The organism is Tenacibaculum sp. MAR_2010_89 (assembly GCF_900105985.1).
GTDB lineage: Bacteria > Bacteroidota > Bacteroidia > Flavobacteriales > Flavobacteriaceae > Polaribacter > Polaribacter halocynthiae.
Map to the genome: position 1 here is coordinate 1,138,621 of NZ_FNUB01000005.1, position 16,810 is coordinate 1,155,430.

14 protein-coding genes are annotated in these 16,810 nt (G+C 29.7%); 8 read left to right on the plus strand and 6 right to left on the minus strand.

Features of this window, described 5'->3' with window-relative positions; all coding sequences use genetic code 11:
• Positions 1-3: 3 nt before the first annotated feature.
• Genes map through gpmI form a run of 3 tightly spaced genes read right to left on the minus strand, consistent with a single transcriptional unit; the run spans position 4 to position 2,916 of the window.
• Entirely contained in the window at positions 4-822 is an 819-nt protein-coding gene (gene map, locus BLV71_RS08620; protein WP_093870156.1) for a type I methionyl aminopeptidase, read from the minus strand.
• A 30-nt stretch (positions 823-852) separates the two neighbouring features.
• Entirely contained in the window at positions 853-1,383 is a 531-nt protein-coding gene (locus tag BLV71_RS08625) for a thioredoxin family protein (RefSeq protein WP_093870157.1), read from the minus strand.
• 15 nt (positions 1,384-1,398) lie between these two features.
• Positions 1,399-2,916, minus strand: a complete 1,518-nt coding sequence (gpmI, locus tag BLV71_RS08630; RefSeq protein ID WP_093870158.1) for a 2,3-bisphosphoglycerate-independent phosphoglycerate mutase — start codon at positions 2,914-2,916, stop codon at positions 1,399-1,401.
• A 298-nt stretch (positions 2,917-3,214) separates the two neighbouring features.
• On the opposite strand from gpmI, the gene BLV71_RS08635 reads away from it, so the two are divergent.
• Positions 3,215-6,580: an SMEK domain-containing protein gene (locus tag BLV71_RS08635; protein WP_093870159.1), complete on the plus strand. Its 3,366-nt coding sequence runs from the start codon at positions 3,215-3,217 to the stop codon at positions 6,578-6,580.
• Positions 6,581-6,651: 71 nt separating this feature from the next.
• On the opposite strand, the gene BLV71_RS08640 is transcribed toward BLV71_RS08635, so the two are convergent.
• Positions 6,652-7,437, minus strand: coding sequence for a M48 family metalloprotease (locus tag BLV71_RS08640; protein ID WP_093870160.1), 786 nt, complete (start codon positions 7,435-7,437; stop codon positions 6,652-6,654).
• Positions 7,438-7,552: 115 nt separating this feature from the next.
• Between BLV71_RS08640 and BLV71_RS08645 the strand changes: the two genes are divergently transcribed.
• Both BLV71_RS08645 and BLV71_RS08650 read left to right on the plus strand, forming a co-directional pair.
• Entirely contained in the window at positions 7,553-9,310 is a 1,758-nt protein-coding gene (locus BLV71_RS08645) for an aromatic amino acid hydroxylase (protein WP_093870161.1), read from the plus strand.
• A gap of 34 nt (positions 9,311-9,344) precedes the next feature.
• Entirely contained in the window at positions 9,345-9,620 is a 276-nt protein-coding gene (locus tag BLV71_RS08650) for a rhodanese-like domain-containing protein (RefSeq protein ID WP_093871992.1), read from the plus strand.
• 96 nt (positions 9,621-9,716) lie between these two features.
• Here the strand turns inward: BLV71_RS08650 and BLV71_RS08655 are convergent, their stop codons facing one another.
• Together BLV71_RS08655 and alaS are read right to left on the minus strand one after the other, a co-directional pair.
• Entirely contained in the window at positions 9,717-10,667 is a 951-nt protein-coding gene (locus BLV71_RS08655) for a GSCFA domain-containing protein (protein WP_093870162.1), read from the minus strand.
• 167 nt (positions 10,668-10,834) lie between these two features.
• The gene (gene alaS / locus BLV71_RS08660; protein WP_093870163.1) at positions 10,835-13,450 is read right to left on the minus strand and encodes an alanine--tRNA ligase; all 2,616 of its coding nucleotides are present in this window, start codon (positions 13,448-13,450) and stop codon (positions 10,835-10,837) included.
• Between the two features lie 154 nt (positions 13,451-13,604).
• On the opposite strand from alaS, the gene BLV71_RS08665 reads away from it, so the two are divergent.
• Genes BLV71_RS08665 through BLV71_RS08685 form a run of 5 tightly spaced genes read left to right on the plus strand, consistent with a single transcriptional unit; the run spans position 13,605 to position 16,783 of the window.
• Positions 13,605-14,573, plus strand: a complete 969-nt coding sequence (locus tag BLV71_RS08665; RefSeq protein WP_093870164.1) for a M23 family metallopeptidase — start codon at positions 13,605-13,607, stop codon at positions 14,571-14,573.
• Positions 14,574-14,582: 9 nt separating this feature from the next.
• On the plus strand, positions 14,583-14,912 hold the full coding sequence (locus BLV71_RS08670; RefSeq protein ID WP_093870165.1) for a MerR family transcriptional regulator: 330 nt from the start codon (positions 14,583-14,585) through the stop codon (positions 14,910-14,912).
• Between the two features lie 11 nt (positions 14,913-14,923).
• On the plus strand, positions 14,924-15,520 hold the full coding sequence (locus tag BLV71_RS08675; protein WP_093870166.1) for a LemA family protein: 597 nt from the start codon (positions 14,924-14,926) through the stop codon (positions 15,518-15,520).
• A 3-nt stretch (positions 15,521-15,523) separates the two neighbouring features.
• On the plus strand, positions 15,524-15,961 hold the full coding sequence (locus tag BLV71_RS08680) for a TPM domain-containing protein (protein ID WP_093870167.1): 438 nt from the start codon (positions 15,524-15,526) through the stop codon (positions 15,959-15,961).
• Positions 15,962-16,783, plus strand: a complete 822-nt coding sequence (locus BLV71_RS08685; protein WP_093870168.1) for a TPM domain-containing protein — start codon at positions 15,962-15,964, stop codon at positions 16,781-16,783.
• Positions 16,784-16,810: the final 27 nt, after the last annotated feature.

The window sequence follows — 16,810 nt, forward strand, 5'->3', positions numbered from 1 at the left end:
TTATTATAATATTAAAGGTTTTTGTCTAAACTCATCTTCTTCGTTACTTTCAATTCCTAAAGCATCATATATGTATTTGAAAGTAGAAAGTAATTCTGGTTTACCATCTACTATAGCTACATCATGCTCAAAATGAGCACTAGGTTTGTCATCTAAAGTAGTAATAGTCCAACCATCATTATGTTGACGGATTTTATGAGTACCTAAATTAGTCATTGGTTCAATAGCAACAACCATTCCTTCAATAAATTTTTTCCCTCGTCCTCTACGTCCATAATTTGGCATTTCAGGGTCTTCGTGCATTTTTTTACCTAAACCATGACCTACAAGTTCTCTAACAACACCGTAACCATGTTTTTCTGTGAAATTTTGTATAGCAAAACCAACATCTCCAACTCTATTTCCAACTTTTAATTCACGTATGCCAACATATAAGCTTTCTTTAGTTATATCTAGTAATTTTTGAGTTTCTGGAGCAATTTCACCTACAGGAAAAGTGTAAGCATGATCTCCATAAAAATCATTTTTTATAGCACCGCAGTCTATTGATATAATATCACCTTCTTGAAGAGGAGTGTTATTAGGAATCCCATGTACTACTTGAGAGTTAGGGCTCATACATAGTGTGTTAGGGAAATCATATAAACCTAAAAAACCAGGAATAGCACCTTGCTCACGAATAAAATCTTCAGCTAATTTATCCAAATGTAATGTGGTTACACCAGGTTTCACTTCTTTAGCAAGCATACCTAATGTTTTTGAAACAACTAAAGCACTTTCGCGCATTATTTCTATTTCTTCTCTAGTTTTTGGTTTGATCATGTTGAAAAATATTGAAGCGCAAATTTACGTTTATTTTTGATATGGATGTTTATAAGGTTGTCCTGATATTATTTTAAAAATATCATCTTCAATCGTTGAGCCATCATGGGCATGTTCTACGAATCGACCAATTTCTTTTCCGTTTTTATAAAAGATAAAGGTAGGAACACGAATAATGTTAAAACCTTTTTCTAATCCATCTGCTTTTTTTTGACGATTTACAGTGATCATTTCAAGCTTTTTATAATTAAATTTAGCTTCGTCTAATAATTTGTAAAAATTAGGGATTTCACGTTTACTATCACCACACCATGTTCCCATAAATGCTTTTATTTTAATCCCATTTAAGTTTTTTTCTAACTTTTGAGCAGTTGCTTTTTCAATTTCATAATAAGAATAGAAATCATTAAACCAATCACTTCCGTAAGGTTCTTGTTGGAAGTCTTTACGAGTTGCTATTCCAATTAAATTACCGTCTTTATCTTTAGTCGCTGGTTTTTTAGGGACTGAAGCACATGAACTTATTAATATAAAGGATAAAATAAAAAGTATTTTTTTCATAAAAAAGATATGTTTTTAGATAAGAGAATGTTGTGTCATTTCTTTAGGTTTATCAATTCCTATTAATTGTAAAATTGTAGGAGCAATATCTCCTAAAATTCCATTCTTTATTGATTTTAATTCTTTGTCAATTAAAATCATAGGAACAGGGTTTGTGGTATGAGCAGTATGTGGTGTTCCATCTGGATTAATCATCGTTTCGCAATTACCATGATCAGCAATTAAAATTGTAGTATAATCATTTTCTAATGCAGTTGTAATTACTTCTTTTACACAACGATCAACGGATTCGCAAGCCTTAACAGCAGCGTCAAAAATACCAGTGTGACCTACCATATCTCCATTTGCAAAATTCAAACAAACAAAATCTACATCTCCTTTTTTTAATTCTGGAACAATAGCATCTTTTATTTCATAAGCACTCATTTCAGGCTTTAAATCATAAGTGGCAACCTTTGGCGATGGGCATAATAATCGTTTTTCTCCTTCAAACTCTTTTTCTTGCCCACCAGAAAAGAAAAAAGTAACATGCGGATACTTTTCTGTTTCTGCAATTCTAATTTGTTTTTTATTTGCTTTTTCTAAAACTTCACCTAAAGTGTTTTCTATATTTTTAGAATTGTAAATTACATTTATGTTGGTAAAAGTTTCATCATAGTTTGTCATAGTAACAAAATATAGAGGTAACTTTTTCATGTTAAGTTCAGGGAAATTGTTTTGACTTAAAGCATTTGTTAGTTGACGACCTCTATCGGTTCTAAAATTGAAGAAAATAATAACATCATCGTCTTTAATACTAGTTTTAGGGCTATTATTTTCATCAACCATTATAATTGGTTTTATGAATTCGTCAGTAACTCCATTTTCATAACTAGTAAGAATACTTTTTTCTGCATTAGAAGATTTTATACCATCTCCATGAGTCAAGGCATTATAAGCTAATTGAATACGTTCCCAACGATTATCACGATCCATTGCATAATAGCGTCCAGTTATAGAAGCTAATTCACCAGTGGTTTGTTTCATGTGTTCTTGAATGTCATTGATGAAAAACTTACCTGATTTTGGATCGCAATCACGCCCATCAGTAAAAGCATGTAAATACACTTTTTTTAAATCATGGTCGTTTGCGGCAGTTAAAAGACCTTTTAAATGATTAATGTGAGAATGTATCCCTCCATTAGAAACTAATCCTAAAAAATGAACATTTTTATTATTTGTTTTAGCGTATTCAAAAGCTTTTAATAACTCAGGCTCATTCGCTAAAGTTCCTTCTGTTATTGCTTTATTAATTTTAGCAAGATTTTGATATACGATTCTACCTGCCCCTAAATTCATATGTCCAACTTCTGAATTCCCCATTTGACCTTCAGGTAATCCTACATGTTCTCCATCTGTCCGTAGTTCGGCATTCGGGTATTGGTCATATAATGAGTTAATAAAAGGAGTTTTGGCATTGTAAATAGCAGATACTTTAGGGTCTTGTGTAATTCCCCAACCATCAAGTATCATTAAAATTACTTTCTTGTTCATTATTTTAAGAATTGAATGGTAAATGTAAGAAAGAAATTAGTATTTGTATAAATGAATGAGATGAATTAATGGATTTGAAAATAGATTTTTACTGCATCAACAGGAAAAATTTATATAAATAATAAAAGTGGTACTGTAAAATAGTTATTTTTATAAATTATTAATCGTTGTGAAAAGAATTTTGACTATTACATAAAAACATAAGAAGACTACTTATGTGATAAAAATTGTTTCTTATTTATTCTTATTAGAAGGCAATAGATTAAAAAATGTATATAAAATTAATGATTTCAAATAAATGAATTTACCTACATTATTTAATAGTTTGAGTACGCGTTTTGGACTTTTAAAATCTAAAATGAAAATAGAAAATGCGGTTAATGATTTTGGGTTACAAGTATTGTTAGAGAACACAGCGATAGAAATTTTAAACACCGTTTATGGATATAAATTTATAAACGCTAATAAAGAATCATTAAACTTTGCAGCAGTTGATGCTTTAGATAATGAAAATGAAATTGCGCTTCAAATTACTTCAACTTTTAGTAAAATAAAAATAATTTCTACTATAAATAAGTATTTAAAAAACGATTTACATAAAAACCATAAGCACTTAAAGTTTTTCTTTTTAAAAGATGTGAAATCATTAAATAAAGGAACTATAAATGAAATTTCTAAATTATTAGAAACAAAAGGACTTAGTTTAAATGTAAAAGAAGATTTTATTGATTATGAGGCTATCTATCAAAAGTTATATTTTGATACTCCAGATATTCCTAAAATACTTAAGGTTATCGAAATAATTGATAATGTTTTAGGTGTTTTACCAATTAATAAGATTTCTAGTTTTGCTTCTTTGGGAATTTCATTTGAGAATGATGAAATGGAAAATGTTCACACACTTGTTTCAAGTCTTTTAAAACAGGGGATTAACATTTATATTACATCTAAAAAGTTATATGATGAATTAAAAGATCATCGTTTTTTTGATTATTTGGTGCTAGTTAAGGATGTTAAAAGTATTAGCCATATTAATCATTATTTAATTATTATATCTAATCAATATATTCAAAAAAATTTAATAGAAGAAGAAAGCTGTGTTTTGTTTAAAACGTTATTGCATAACAATTATAAATCTAAAACATTAGCGTTCAATCCGTATATTAATAATTTAAATAGAATTAAAAATAAACGGTTTAGGGTTTATAATAACTTAGATACCGATAAAAAAAATATTCAAGAGTTTTCAGAAAATCTAGTGGTTAATTTTATGTCGTCTAATACATCTCAACTTAAAGTTGATACAGAAAACATAAAAGAGAGTTTAATAAGTATTCGTAAAGGATTTGAGCATAAAATACTTCTAGAGAATAATCAACAAAAAACCATTTTATTTTATATAAATAAAATGGATGTTAAAATTATTTATATAGTTTTAAAAAATGGTTTTTCAACTATTTCTACAATAGCTTATGTGAAAGGCCTTTCAAAAAAATATCCACTTAAAAACATTAATCTTTTAGTACCTCAAAACCCTAATCATAAAACTAGAAAAGTATTAGATACTTTTAAAGATAAGATAAGGATAGAAAACGTGTATTATATTGGAGAATTTTTGTTTGAAGAAACACTAAATGATATTAATCAATTACCAATTTTAGGAATCGATGATTTTGTATCGCCAGTAATCAAACATGAAACAAATAGTATTCATTTAGTAGATATTTTACATTGGATTGTTGAAGAACGTTCACCTTCTATAGGAATCATTGAAGCGCCTGGAGGAATAGGAAAAACAACTTTAGTTGAAAAAATACATGATGAATTAATTAATAAAGAAAATGAATATAAACATTTGGTTCTTTTTATAGAAGCTAATGCTTTTATTGAAAGTTTTAAAAATACTGATTTTTCAGATGAAACTGAATATGATTTGTATTCTATTTTTAAGAAATGCCATAGTCAAGGGAATAGCATAGATGAGCAGTTGTTTTATAATAACTTTAACTATGGAAATATTTTAATGATAATTGATGGTGTAGATGAAATAGTGTCAACAATTACAAGTTTTAACTTAGATTCTTTTTTAATTAAATTATCTGAATTAGGGGAGAAAATAGGAAAAGGGAAAATACTCTTAACCAGTAGAGATTTATATGTAAAAGATATTCAAACTTTTTTAAACAAAATTAATGGTAATGGAAATGCTATTGTTGTTTATAATTTAATGCCTTTTAATAAAAAATTAGCCGAAAAATATTTTTCATTAAATGGGGTTTCGCCTTCAAAAATAAAAAGGGGGCTTTCGTTGTTACATGAATTTGTAATGGAAAAAGAGAAGGGTAATGAATATGTATATCCTCCTTTTGTTTTAGATGTTGTTCTTGATTTTATGAATTCTGAAGAGAATTTTGAGGTTGATTCCGAGATGTTTAATTCAAATTATTTACTATCAAACCATAGATTAGATTTTATTATTCAACAAACATTTAATAGGGAGGGAATAAAAAAACATGAGTATGGTTATGACTTAAGTATTGATAGTCAAGTAGCTTTTTTTACCCTTATGGCGATAGAAAAAATGGGTAGAATAAGAGAAGAAGAAATATTAGAAATAGTTAATCAAATTGATTTTATAAGTAATTCTGAAAAAGTAGCAAAAGGGTTAAGAGACCATCCTTTTATAAGAAAACAAGATGATTATTATGTTTTTATATACCGATTTTTGGCATCTGAATTTTGTGTTACTGGTGTTTTTAGCTTGTTGAAAAAGGAACCATTTATAGAAATTAGTAATGAATTAATAAGAGTTTTAGCTTTTGAAGCTAATTATAATTCTATCATAGCTAAAGGTATTATTGATAAAGTTAATTTAGATAATTCTTTTTCTAAAGATAATTTTTATGTTTTTATAAGAGGGTTAATTAATGATATAAAACAAAATAGAGAAGAGTTAAAGTTTATTGATAAAAAGGCAATAAGTAATTTGTTTTTATTGTTGTGTGAATATTACTCTAATGAAGAGAAGTATAGCAATGAAAATTTTAATCATTTAATTAAAGTTGTTTTTGGAGATAAAGAAGGAAGTTTTATCTCTAACTTTTATTTAATGGATGTTCCAGATAACTTCACATTATTATTAAATTTTAGTGGGCTGAATTTGAAAAATAGTGAGATTAATAATTTTAATAATTTTATTTTTTGTGGATTTAATGCTGATACATCTTTTGAAAGTTCTTGTGAAATAAAGAATATAAACCTTCATGGAGTTTCTTTATTTGATAAGTTGGAAGAAGTATCAATAAATGAAGAAAATTTTGATAATGTTGTAGGAGATAATAGTCTTCATAAAATTTTAAGATTAAAAGAATTAGGTAAAAGCGGGATAGAAAAAGAGATTAGAAAATATTTGAAATCTTTTTATATCGGAAAAACACTCAAAGACGCTATAAAACTAAGAGAATTAAAAAATACATATCAAAATAACGATTTGATGGGAAAGATAACTAAGGAAATGCACAAACAAAATATCTTATTAGAAATTGATAATAGCGAATTAGTTATAAATACGAAGTTGAAAAGTAAAATCAATAAATTTGTATATCAGGGTAGGAGTTTTACTGAAATAAGAGAGGTGTTTAAAGGAATTGCAGTTTCTATTTAATGTGTTTTAAAATAGCCATAAAGTAAAAGTATAACTATAAAATTTGTTTTACTTCATGGCTATGCAAGTTTTTATTTGCTGTACTTTTTAATTGCAACTTTAATTTTTTCAATTCTATTTTCAGGGTCAGGATGTGTGCTTTGAAATTCAGGAACACGATTAGGTCCAGCTGCAGCTTTTAAAATTTCCATTACGTTTATTAGATAGCGAGGGTCGTAACCTGCATCTATCATAAGTTTTACACCCAATTCGTCACTTTCTAGTTCATCACCACGCCCATTTTTAAGTAAAGTTTTTTGACCAACACTATTAGCAAGTTGACCTAAATCAGCACCAACAGAAGCTCCCATTGTTAAAAGCTTCCAAAAGTTAGCTTCAGTAATTCTTTCATTTGAATGTTTACCTAAAACATGCCCAATTTCATGACCTAAAACCCCAGCAAGCATATTTTCATTCAAGCTACCATTACTGTTTGTTAATTTTGAAAATAAAGCATAAGTAATAAAAATTTGACCACCAGGTAAAGCAAAAGCATTAATAGCTCTTTGATCTTTTAATAAATGAAAATCATATTTGTATCCAGACTTTCTTGCTACAGTATTATTTACTAATTTCTGACCAATTTGATCAACAATCTGTTGATATCTGTTGTCAGGATATAACCCACCGTGTTGTTGAGCCATAGAAGGAGCTTGTTGTAAACCAATGGCAATTTCTTGTTCTGGAGATAAACTAATAGATTGTGTTTTTCCTGTATAAGGATTTTCTTCTTGCTGACTACATTTTTTTAAATATGCAAACGCAACGATTACTAGTCCAATAAGTAAACGAATTTTAAAACCGCCTCTATTTCTCATTTTTATGCTTTGATTTTTTGTGTTAGCTATAAATATACAAAATATATAATTTAACGGATATCAGTTTTTTGTGAAGCATAAAAAACTTAAATTTACGCAGTTAAAATACCATTCTATGGAGGCTCATTTTGAATTGAATGAAGTAACTAAAAAGTTACCTAAACATTTACATAAATTTATAGTAAAACAACCTTATAATGAATATACTGCGCAAAATCAAGCAGTATGGCGTTATGTAATGAGAATGAATGTAGATTATTTGGGTAAAGTTGCCCATAAATCATACATAAAAGGTCTTGAAAAAACAGGTATTTCAGTAGAGTATATTCCTAGAATGGAAGGGATGAATCGTATATTAAAAGAAATAGGATGGTCAGCTGTTTCTGTTGATGGTTTTATACCTCCTAATGCATTTATGGAATTTCAAGCTTATAATGTATTGGTTATTGCTTCTGATATGAGAACAATTGGTCATATAGAATATACACCTGCGCCAGATATTATTCATGAGGCAGCTGGTCATGCTCCAATTATAGCAAATCCAGAATATGCTGAGTATTTACGTCGTTTTGGAGAAATTGGTGCAAAAGCTATTTCTTCTTCTAAAGATTTTGAAATGTATGAAGCCATTCGTTTGCTATCAATATTAAAGGAAGACCCTAATGCCTCAAAAGAAGCAATTGAAGAAGCACAAAAGAAAGTTGAATGGCTACAAGATAATATGGGAGAATTGTCTGAGATGGCTCAGATAAGAAATTTACACTGGTGGACTGTTGAGTACGGATTAATAGGTACTGTCGATGATCCAAAAATTTATGGAGCTGGCCTTTTATCTTCAATTGGTGAAAGTAAGGGGTGTTTACAGGAAGAGGTTAAGAAATTACCTTATTCAATTGAAGCTGCAGATGTAAGTTTTGATATCACTAAACCACAACCACAATTATTTGTAACTCCAAATTTTGCACATTTAAGTTTAGTTTTAGAACAGTTTGCTAATAAAATGGCAATAAGAACAGGTGGATTAAAAGGAGTAGAAAAATTAATAGATTCTAATAATTTAGGTACTATTGAATTAAGTACTGGTATCCAAATATCTGGTGTATTTACAAATGTAATATCTGATGAAAAAAATCGCCCTATTTATATTCAAACAACTGGAGGTACTGCATTATCAAATAGAGATAAAGAGTTAATTGGACATGGAATAAATTATCATGCTGAAGGGTATGGAAGTCCAATAGGAAAATTAAAAGGGATTAATATTCCAATTGAAAATATGAGTCCTAGAGATTTAGAGGCTTATGGAATTTATGAAGGAAAACAAGTTTCTTTAGAGTTTGAAGGAGGAGTTAAAGTAGAAGGAGAAGTTATTACTGGTACAAGAGAGTTAAGAGGGAGGATTTTATTAATTTCTTTTAAAAATTGTACGGTAACATATGGAGAAAAAGTATTATTCCATCCTGATTGGGGTATATATGATATGGCTGTTGGTGTTGAGGTGGTTTCTGCCTATGCAGGACCAGCTGATGTAAACTCTTTTGAAGATTTAGGAAAAGTGTCAGAAACCAAAACTCATAAAATAGCATATTCAGAATCTGATGAGAAATTATATTCATTATATGATTCGGTTAGAGAGATGAGGGAAAATGGTACGGTTTCTGAAGTTAAAATAAAAGATATTTTTGAACAACTAGAATCTCAATTTAAAAACGATTGGTTATTACCGTTAGAGTTATTAGAGTTAGCTTTTGATAAAGAATATTCAATAAAAAGTAGCATAAAAGAATATTTGGAGAAACTTAAAGGTAACAAAAGCTACAAAACATTAATAGAAAACGGATTATTTTTGCTTAACAATTACCAACAAGCATAAAATGGGATTATTTAATTTATTTAGAAAAAAAAACATGAGTAACGAAATTAAAGAATATTTAGAGAAAGGAGCAGTTGTATTAGATGTTAGAACTCTAGGTGAATGGAATGAAGGACATTCTGAAGGTGCTAAGCATATTGTTCTAAACACAATACCAGAAAATGTAGAAACAATCAAATCATGGGGAAAACCTGTAATTGCTGTTTGTAGAAGTGGAGGAAGAAGTGGTCAGGCTACTGATTTTTTAACTAATCATGGAGTTGATGTAATTAATGGTGGCCCATGGGGAAATGTAGATCAACATCTTTAAACTACTTTTAAGAAACTGTTTAAAATAAAAAAGGCAATCTGAAATAACATATCAGATTGCCTTTTTTATACTATATATAGTATAAAGTTGATGTTTTTAAAAGGAAATATGTGTGTGTGTGTCTTTTAAGATTTTTATTTTTTCTTGAAGATTACTTATAAATTTCTGGTGTGCTTCTGAATTAGGGTTAAAAGACCTATGTGCCAATCCTTTTTGAATAATTTCAATTTGATTCATTGTTTGTAAAGAATCGTTTGTAAACCAAGTTTGGTTGAATTTTTCCCAAATATAATTTATAGCTGTTGTATTAGGGTGAATCATATCTTCAGTATAAAAACGATAATCACGTAATTCATCCATCATTATTTCATAGGAAGGAAAATAATATGTTTTGTCTCGAGGTTCAATAATATTATGAATAGCCGTTAATAAATGTGATTTACTTCGTTGGTTTTCAATAAAACCATCTTTAATATGACGAACAGGAGATACTGTATATAGTATCGAAACATTTTTATTTACTGATTTTATTAATGAATTAATAGCGTCTAAACTTTCTGAAATTTCTTCAACAGATAAAATTTCTTTTAAAAACTTTTTTTGCGGTATTTTATGACAATTAGCCACGATAGTGTCACTTTCTATAAATCGATATATCCAAGAAGTCCCCAATGTAATAACTATATGTGAGGCAGTTTTTAACTGTTTTGAAGTTGTATTAATAGCTTCGTTTAAGCAATTTAATAGCTCATTTTTATCAGGAGAACTTAAAGAAGAATGAGCATCAAAAGTATGCCATCGTTCATTCTGAAAAAAGATATCTTGTTCAGTATATTCTTTTTGGTTAATTGCATTATTAACTATTGTTTCAATAGCTTTAGGATGAAATAAAATACCAAAAGGATTTTGTAGCGTTTTAAATTTATAATACGTTAATTTATTTCCGATATTTTCAGAAAAGCAAGAACCAATTAATACAACTTCCGATTGATAATCTAATTGATTATGCTGTTGAGGTTTTAACGGTACTTGAGTTTGTAAATTCATGATTAACACTTTGATATTGTAATATAAGTAAGTCTTTTTTGAAACCAAGATTAGAGTTTTCTAGTGCTTAAATTTAAAATGCTCACCTTTATTTCTTTCTCACAAATATAAAAAGGTTCAAAGTAAATGAAAACTATGAACCTTTTTTAAAATATTTTTAATCTGTTTTATCCGATGTATTCAATTGCTTTTTCTAATACTTTTGGAATTCCACCTGGGTTTTTACCTCCAGCAGTAGCAAAGAAATTTTGTCCACCACCACCACCGTGAATGTACTTCCCTAATTCTCTAACTACTTTACCAGCATCATACCCACGTTCGTTTGCAAGTTCTTTAGAAATATAACAAGTTAACATTGCTTTTTCAGGCGAAGCAGAAGAAGCAAATAGAACAAATAAATTATCTATTTCCCCACCTAATTCAAATAGTAAGGTTTTAATACTAGTTGGATCTAAATCTACTTTAGTAGCTACAAAGTGAACACCATTAACCTCTTGTAATTGGTTTTTGATGTCACCCTTCATGTTTTTAGCTTTATCTTTTAATAATTGCTCTAATTGCTTTTTTAAATTAGCATTTTCATCTTGTAAAGCAACTACCGATTTAGTAAGGTTTTTAGGGTTTTTTAATACCTGTTTTACTTCTGTGTAATTACGTTCAATATCTTCAAAGTAATCACCTACGGCTATATTAGTAATGGCTTCAATACGACGAATTCCAGCTGCAACGGCTCCTTCTGATTTTATTTTGAAATACCAAATATCACCAGTTTGTTGTACATGAGTTCCACCACATAATTCTATTGATTGTCCAAAACGAATAGCACGAACACTATCACCATATTTTTCACCAAATAAAGCCATTGCACCTTCATCAATAGCTTGTTGCATTGGGATGTTTCTTTTTTCTATTAATGGAAGGTTTTCTCGAATACGAGCATTTACAAACTCTTCTATTTCTTGTAATTGATCTTTATCAACTTTAGAAAAGTGAGAAAAATCAAAACGTAAATGTTTAGGACTAACTAATGATCCTTTTTGTTCAACATGAGTTCCTAAAACTGCACGTAATGCTTGGTGTAATAAGTGAGTAGCAGAATGATTACTTGCAGATAATCGTCTAAATTCATCATTTACTACTGCTTTAAACGTGTCATTTAAGTTTTTAGGAAGGTTTTTAGCAAAATGAATAATTACATTGTTTTCCTTTTTAGTATCCGTTATGTATATAACATCACCATTTGGAGTTTCAATGGCACCTTTGTCACCAACTTGTCCACCACCTTCAGGATAAAAAGGAGTCATGTTAAATACTAATTGATATTGGTCACCATCTTTTTTAGTGGTAACTTTTCTGTAACGTGTTAATTTTACATCAGCAGTTAAGGTGTCGTATCCAATAAATTCTTCTACTTCATCTTCTATTAAAATAACCCAATCACCAGTTTCACTTGCAGAAGCTGCACGAGAACGATCTTTTTGAGCTTTCATCCCAGCATTAAATTCTTCTTCATTAATCTCATATCCTTTTTCACGAGCAATTAATTGAGTTAAATCTAAAGGAAAACCATAGGTGTCATATAATTCAAAAGCTTTTTTACCAGATACTGTTTTTCCATTAGTGTCTTCTATAACTTTATCTAATAATAACAATCCTTGATCTAGTGTACGTAAAAAAGAAGCTTCTTCTTCTTTAATTACATTATGTACTAAAGTGTCTTGCTTTTTAATTTCAGGAAAAGCAGCACCCATTTGATGTGATAACGTTTCTGCTAACTTATAAATGAAAGGTTCTTTTTGATTTAAGAATGTAAATCCATAACGAATAGCTCTACGCAATATTCTACGAATAACATAACCTGCACCATTATTACTAGGTAATTGACCATCAGCAATAGCAAAAGCAACTGCACGAACGTGGTCAGCAATAACACGAATAGCAATATCTATTTTTTCATCTTTGCCATATTCAATCCCAGTGATGGTTTCAACTTCACGAATTAAAGGTGTAAAAACATCAGTATCGTAATTAGATTGAACTCCTTGTAAAACCATACATAAACGTTCAAACCCCATACCTGTATCAATATGTTTAGAAGGAAGCCCTTCTAAAGTACCGTTAGCTTTACGATTGTATTGCATAAATACTAAGTTCCAAATTTCAACAACTTGTGGGTGATCTTCATTAACTAATGATTTTCCGTCTACTTTAGCTTTTTCTTCGGCTGTACGAATATCAACATGAATTTCTGAACATGGACCACAAGGACCTTGCTCACCCATTTCCCAGAAATTATCTTTTTTATTTCCCATTAAAATACGATCTTCTGAAATATATTGCTTCCATAAATCGTATGCTTCTTGGTCCATTTTAGTACCGTCTTTTTCATCACCTTCAAAAACGGTTACGTATAAAATATCTTTATCTATTTTAAAAACCTCAGTTAATAATTCCCAAGCCCAAGCAATAGCTTCTTTTTTAAAATAATCACCAAAACTCCAGTTTCCTAGCATCTCAAACATAGTATGATGATAGGTGTCATATCCAACTTCTTCTAAATCGTTATGTTTTCCTGAAACACGTAAACATTTTTGAGAATCTGAAATTCTATTATTTTTTGGTGTGGCATTACCTAAAAAGTACTCCTTAAACGGGGCCATACCAGAGTTGGTAAACATTAAGGTAGGATCGTTTTTTAGCACCATAGGTGCAGAAGGAACGATGTCATGTTGTTTCGATTTAAAAAAATCTAAAAATTTAGCTCTAACTTCTTGAGATTTCATACCACTCCAGTATCTTAAAATTGTTAATTTTTAACTAAAAAACCGCTTTAAATAAGTAGTTTTAAAACATTTTGTAAATTTGTGTGTTTCCAAACAATAAACCCTTAAATAAAGGCGCTCGTTTAAAGAGCACAAAAATAGTATATTTAGCATTATGGCGAAAGTAAAATATTATTATGATCCAGAGACGTTATCTTATAGAAAAATAGAGAGTAGATCAGCCGAAAAATATAAGAAAGCTTTTTTAGTGGTAACAGGAGGATTATTAATTGCTTTTTTAGGATTCATAGGTTTTAGTCAGTTTTTATTAACACCAAAAGAGAGAGCCCAAAAAAGAGAATTAGAAAACTTAAAGTTACACTATGAACTACTTTCAAAAAGAATGGACGAAAGCTCTGGTGTTTTAACTGAATTACAACAAAGAGATAACAACATTTATAGAACATATTTTGAGGCAAGTCCAATTGCTGAAGAACAACGTAGAGCAGGTTTTGGTGGTGTAAATAGATACAAACATCTTGATGGTTTTGATAATAGTAGCATGATTAAAAATGTAACCAAAGAGTTAGATATTTTATCTAAACAAATGGTAGTTCAATCAAAATCGTTAGATGAAATAGTCAATTTAGCTAAAGAAAAAGAAAAGATGCTAGCTTCTATTCCTGCAATACAACCTGTGAAAAATGAAGATTTAAAAAGAATGGCTTCTGGGTATGGTATGCGATTACATCCTATTTTAAAATCTTGGCGTATGCATAATGGAATGGATTTTACGTCACCTACTGGAACACCAATTTTTGCATCAGGAAATGGAAAGGTAATTAAAGCACATAGAAGTTCAACTTTTGGAAAAGTAATTTATATAGATCATGGCTATGGGTATAAAACAATTTATGCTCATATGAGTAAAATGGTGGCTAAGAAAGGACAAAGTGTAAAAAGAGGAGATTTGATAGGGTATGTAGGTAATACAGGACGTTCTGCAGCGCCACACTTACATTATGAAGTTCATAAAAATGGACGACCAGTAAATCCTATTTATTTTTATTATGGCGATTTAACTCCTGAAGAATTTATAGCAATGCAAAAGGCGTCTCAGCAAAAGGGGCAGTCGTATGATTAAAAAATAAAAATGTACGTAGAGTTACCTGAAAAAAGATACTATAAAATTGGCGAAGTTGCTGATGCTTTCGGAGTAAATACTTCCTTGATCCGTTTTTGGGAAAAAGAGTTTGATGTAATTAAACCTAAAAAAAATGCAAAAGGGAATAGGTTATTTACAAAAGTAGATATTGAAAACTTTAAACTTATTTTTAATTTAGTTAAAGAAAGAGGCTTTACTTTAGAAGGAGCTAAACAAAAGTTAAAGAGAAATCCAGATAAAGTGGTAAACAATCACGAAATAATTAGTAGATTGGAAACTGTAAAAGCAGAATTAATAAAAATCAAAAATCAATTATAAAATCAAAAATTATGAAAAAATGGTTAGTACCTTTAATTATTGTAGGTGTAATAGCGTTTGCTTTATATAGTTGGGCTGTAGGATTTAATAATACAGCAGTTGAATACCAGGAGAATGCAAAAACTAAGTGGTCAAATGTAGAAAGTTCTTATCAACGAAGAAATGATTTAATAGGTAATTTAGTAAAAACGGTACAAGGAGCTGCTGATTTTGAAAAATCTACGCTTACCGATGTAATTAATGCCCGTGCTAAGGCTACTTCTGTAAATATAAACGCTGGAGATTTAACTCCAGAAAAGATGGCTCAGTTTCAGCAAGCTCAACAAGGATTAACTGGAGCGTTGTCTAAATTATTAGTGTCAGTTGAACGTTATCCAGATATTAAGGCTAATAAAAACTTTTTAGAATTACAAAGTCAATTAGAAGGTACTGAGAACCGAATTAATGTTGCTCGTGACCGTTTTAATGAAAGCACAAATATTTATAATAAACATATAAAAAAGTTTCCAGGATCAATTTTAGCTGGAATCTTCAATTTTGATGAAATGAATCGTTACAAATCTGATGCAGGTTCTGAAAATGCACCTAATGTAGATTTTAAGTTTTAATTGATGTCTAAAGTTGAAGACTTTCTTTCTGTTCAAGAAGAACAAGAAATTGTTTCTGCGATTAGGCAAGCTGAACTAAATACTTCTGGTGAAATTAGAGTACATATTGAAAAGAGCACAACACTTTCTCATTATGATAGAGCACTAGAAGTATTTAGTACTTTAAAAATGTATAATACCAAGCAAGAAAACGCAGTACTTATTTATGTAGCTGTTGAAGATCATAAGTTTGTAATTTATGGTGATAAGGGTATTGATACTGTAGTACCTAAAAACTTTTGGGACACTACTAAAAATACCATGCAGGAGCAATTTAAAAAAGGCAATTTTAAGCAAGGGATTATTGATGGTGTTTTAAAAGCAGGTGAAGAACTAAAAGCACATTTTCCTTGGCAGACTAATGATGAAGATGAGTTGTCTAATGAAATATCAAAAGGCTAAATGAAATTGAAAAAGACCATTTCTACTTTAATCCTTATATTTTCACTATTTAGTGTTTTTAATATCTTTTCTCAAGGTTTTGAAATTCCAAAGAAGCCGAAAAAAGAAAAAGATCAGACGAGTTTATTTGATTATATAGGTTTATTAACTCCGCATGAGAAAACTACATTAGAACAAAAATTAATTAAATATTCAGATACTACTTCTACACAAATAGTAGTTGCTGTTATTAATTCCACGAAAGGTGAAGAAATAGGTTATTTAGCTACAAATTGGGCACATGAATGGGGAATAGGTCAAGAGAAAGTAGATAATGGTATTTTTATATTGTTAGCTAAAGATGATAAAAAAATTACTATTAGAACTGGTTATGGGACTGAGCATTTATTGACTGATTATGTTTCACGTCAAATAATTGAATACAACATTATTCCTTACTTCAAAAAAGGAAATTACTATGCAGGTTTAGATAGTGGAATTAATTCGATATTTAAAGTACTTCAAGGAGAATTTAAAGGAGAAAGAAAGCGATCTAAAGATGGTTTTGACCCGAGTTTTATTATTTTTATAATTATACTTATTATATTCTTTATTATAATATCTCGCGGAAACCGAGGAGGTCGAGGCGGCGGAAGAAAATATAGAAGATCAGATCCAGCTAGAGACATCTTCGATACTATCATACTAAGTAATTCTGGAAGAGGAGGTTTCGGAAGCGGAGGCTTTGGAGGTTCTTCTGGTGGAGGATTTAGTGGCGGCGGTTTCGGAGGAGGCTTCGGAGGCGGAGGCTTTGGCGGAGGTGGTGCTACTGGAGGATGGTAACATAAAAATACTTTTCAGTTTTAAAAA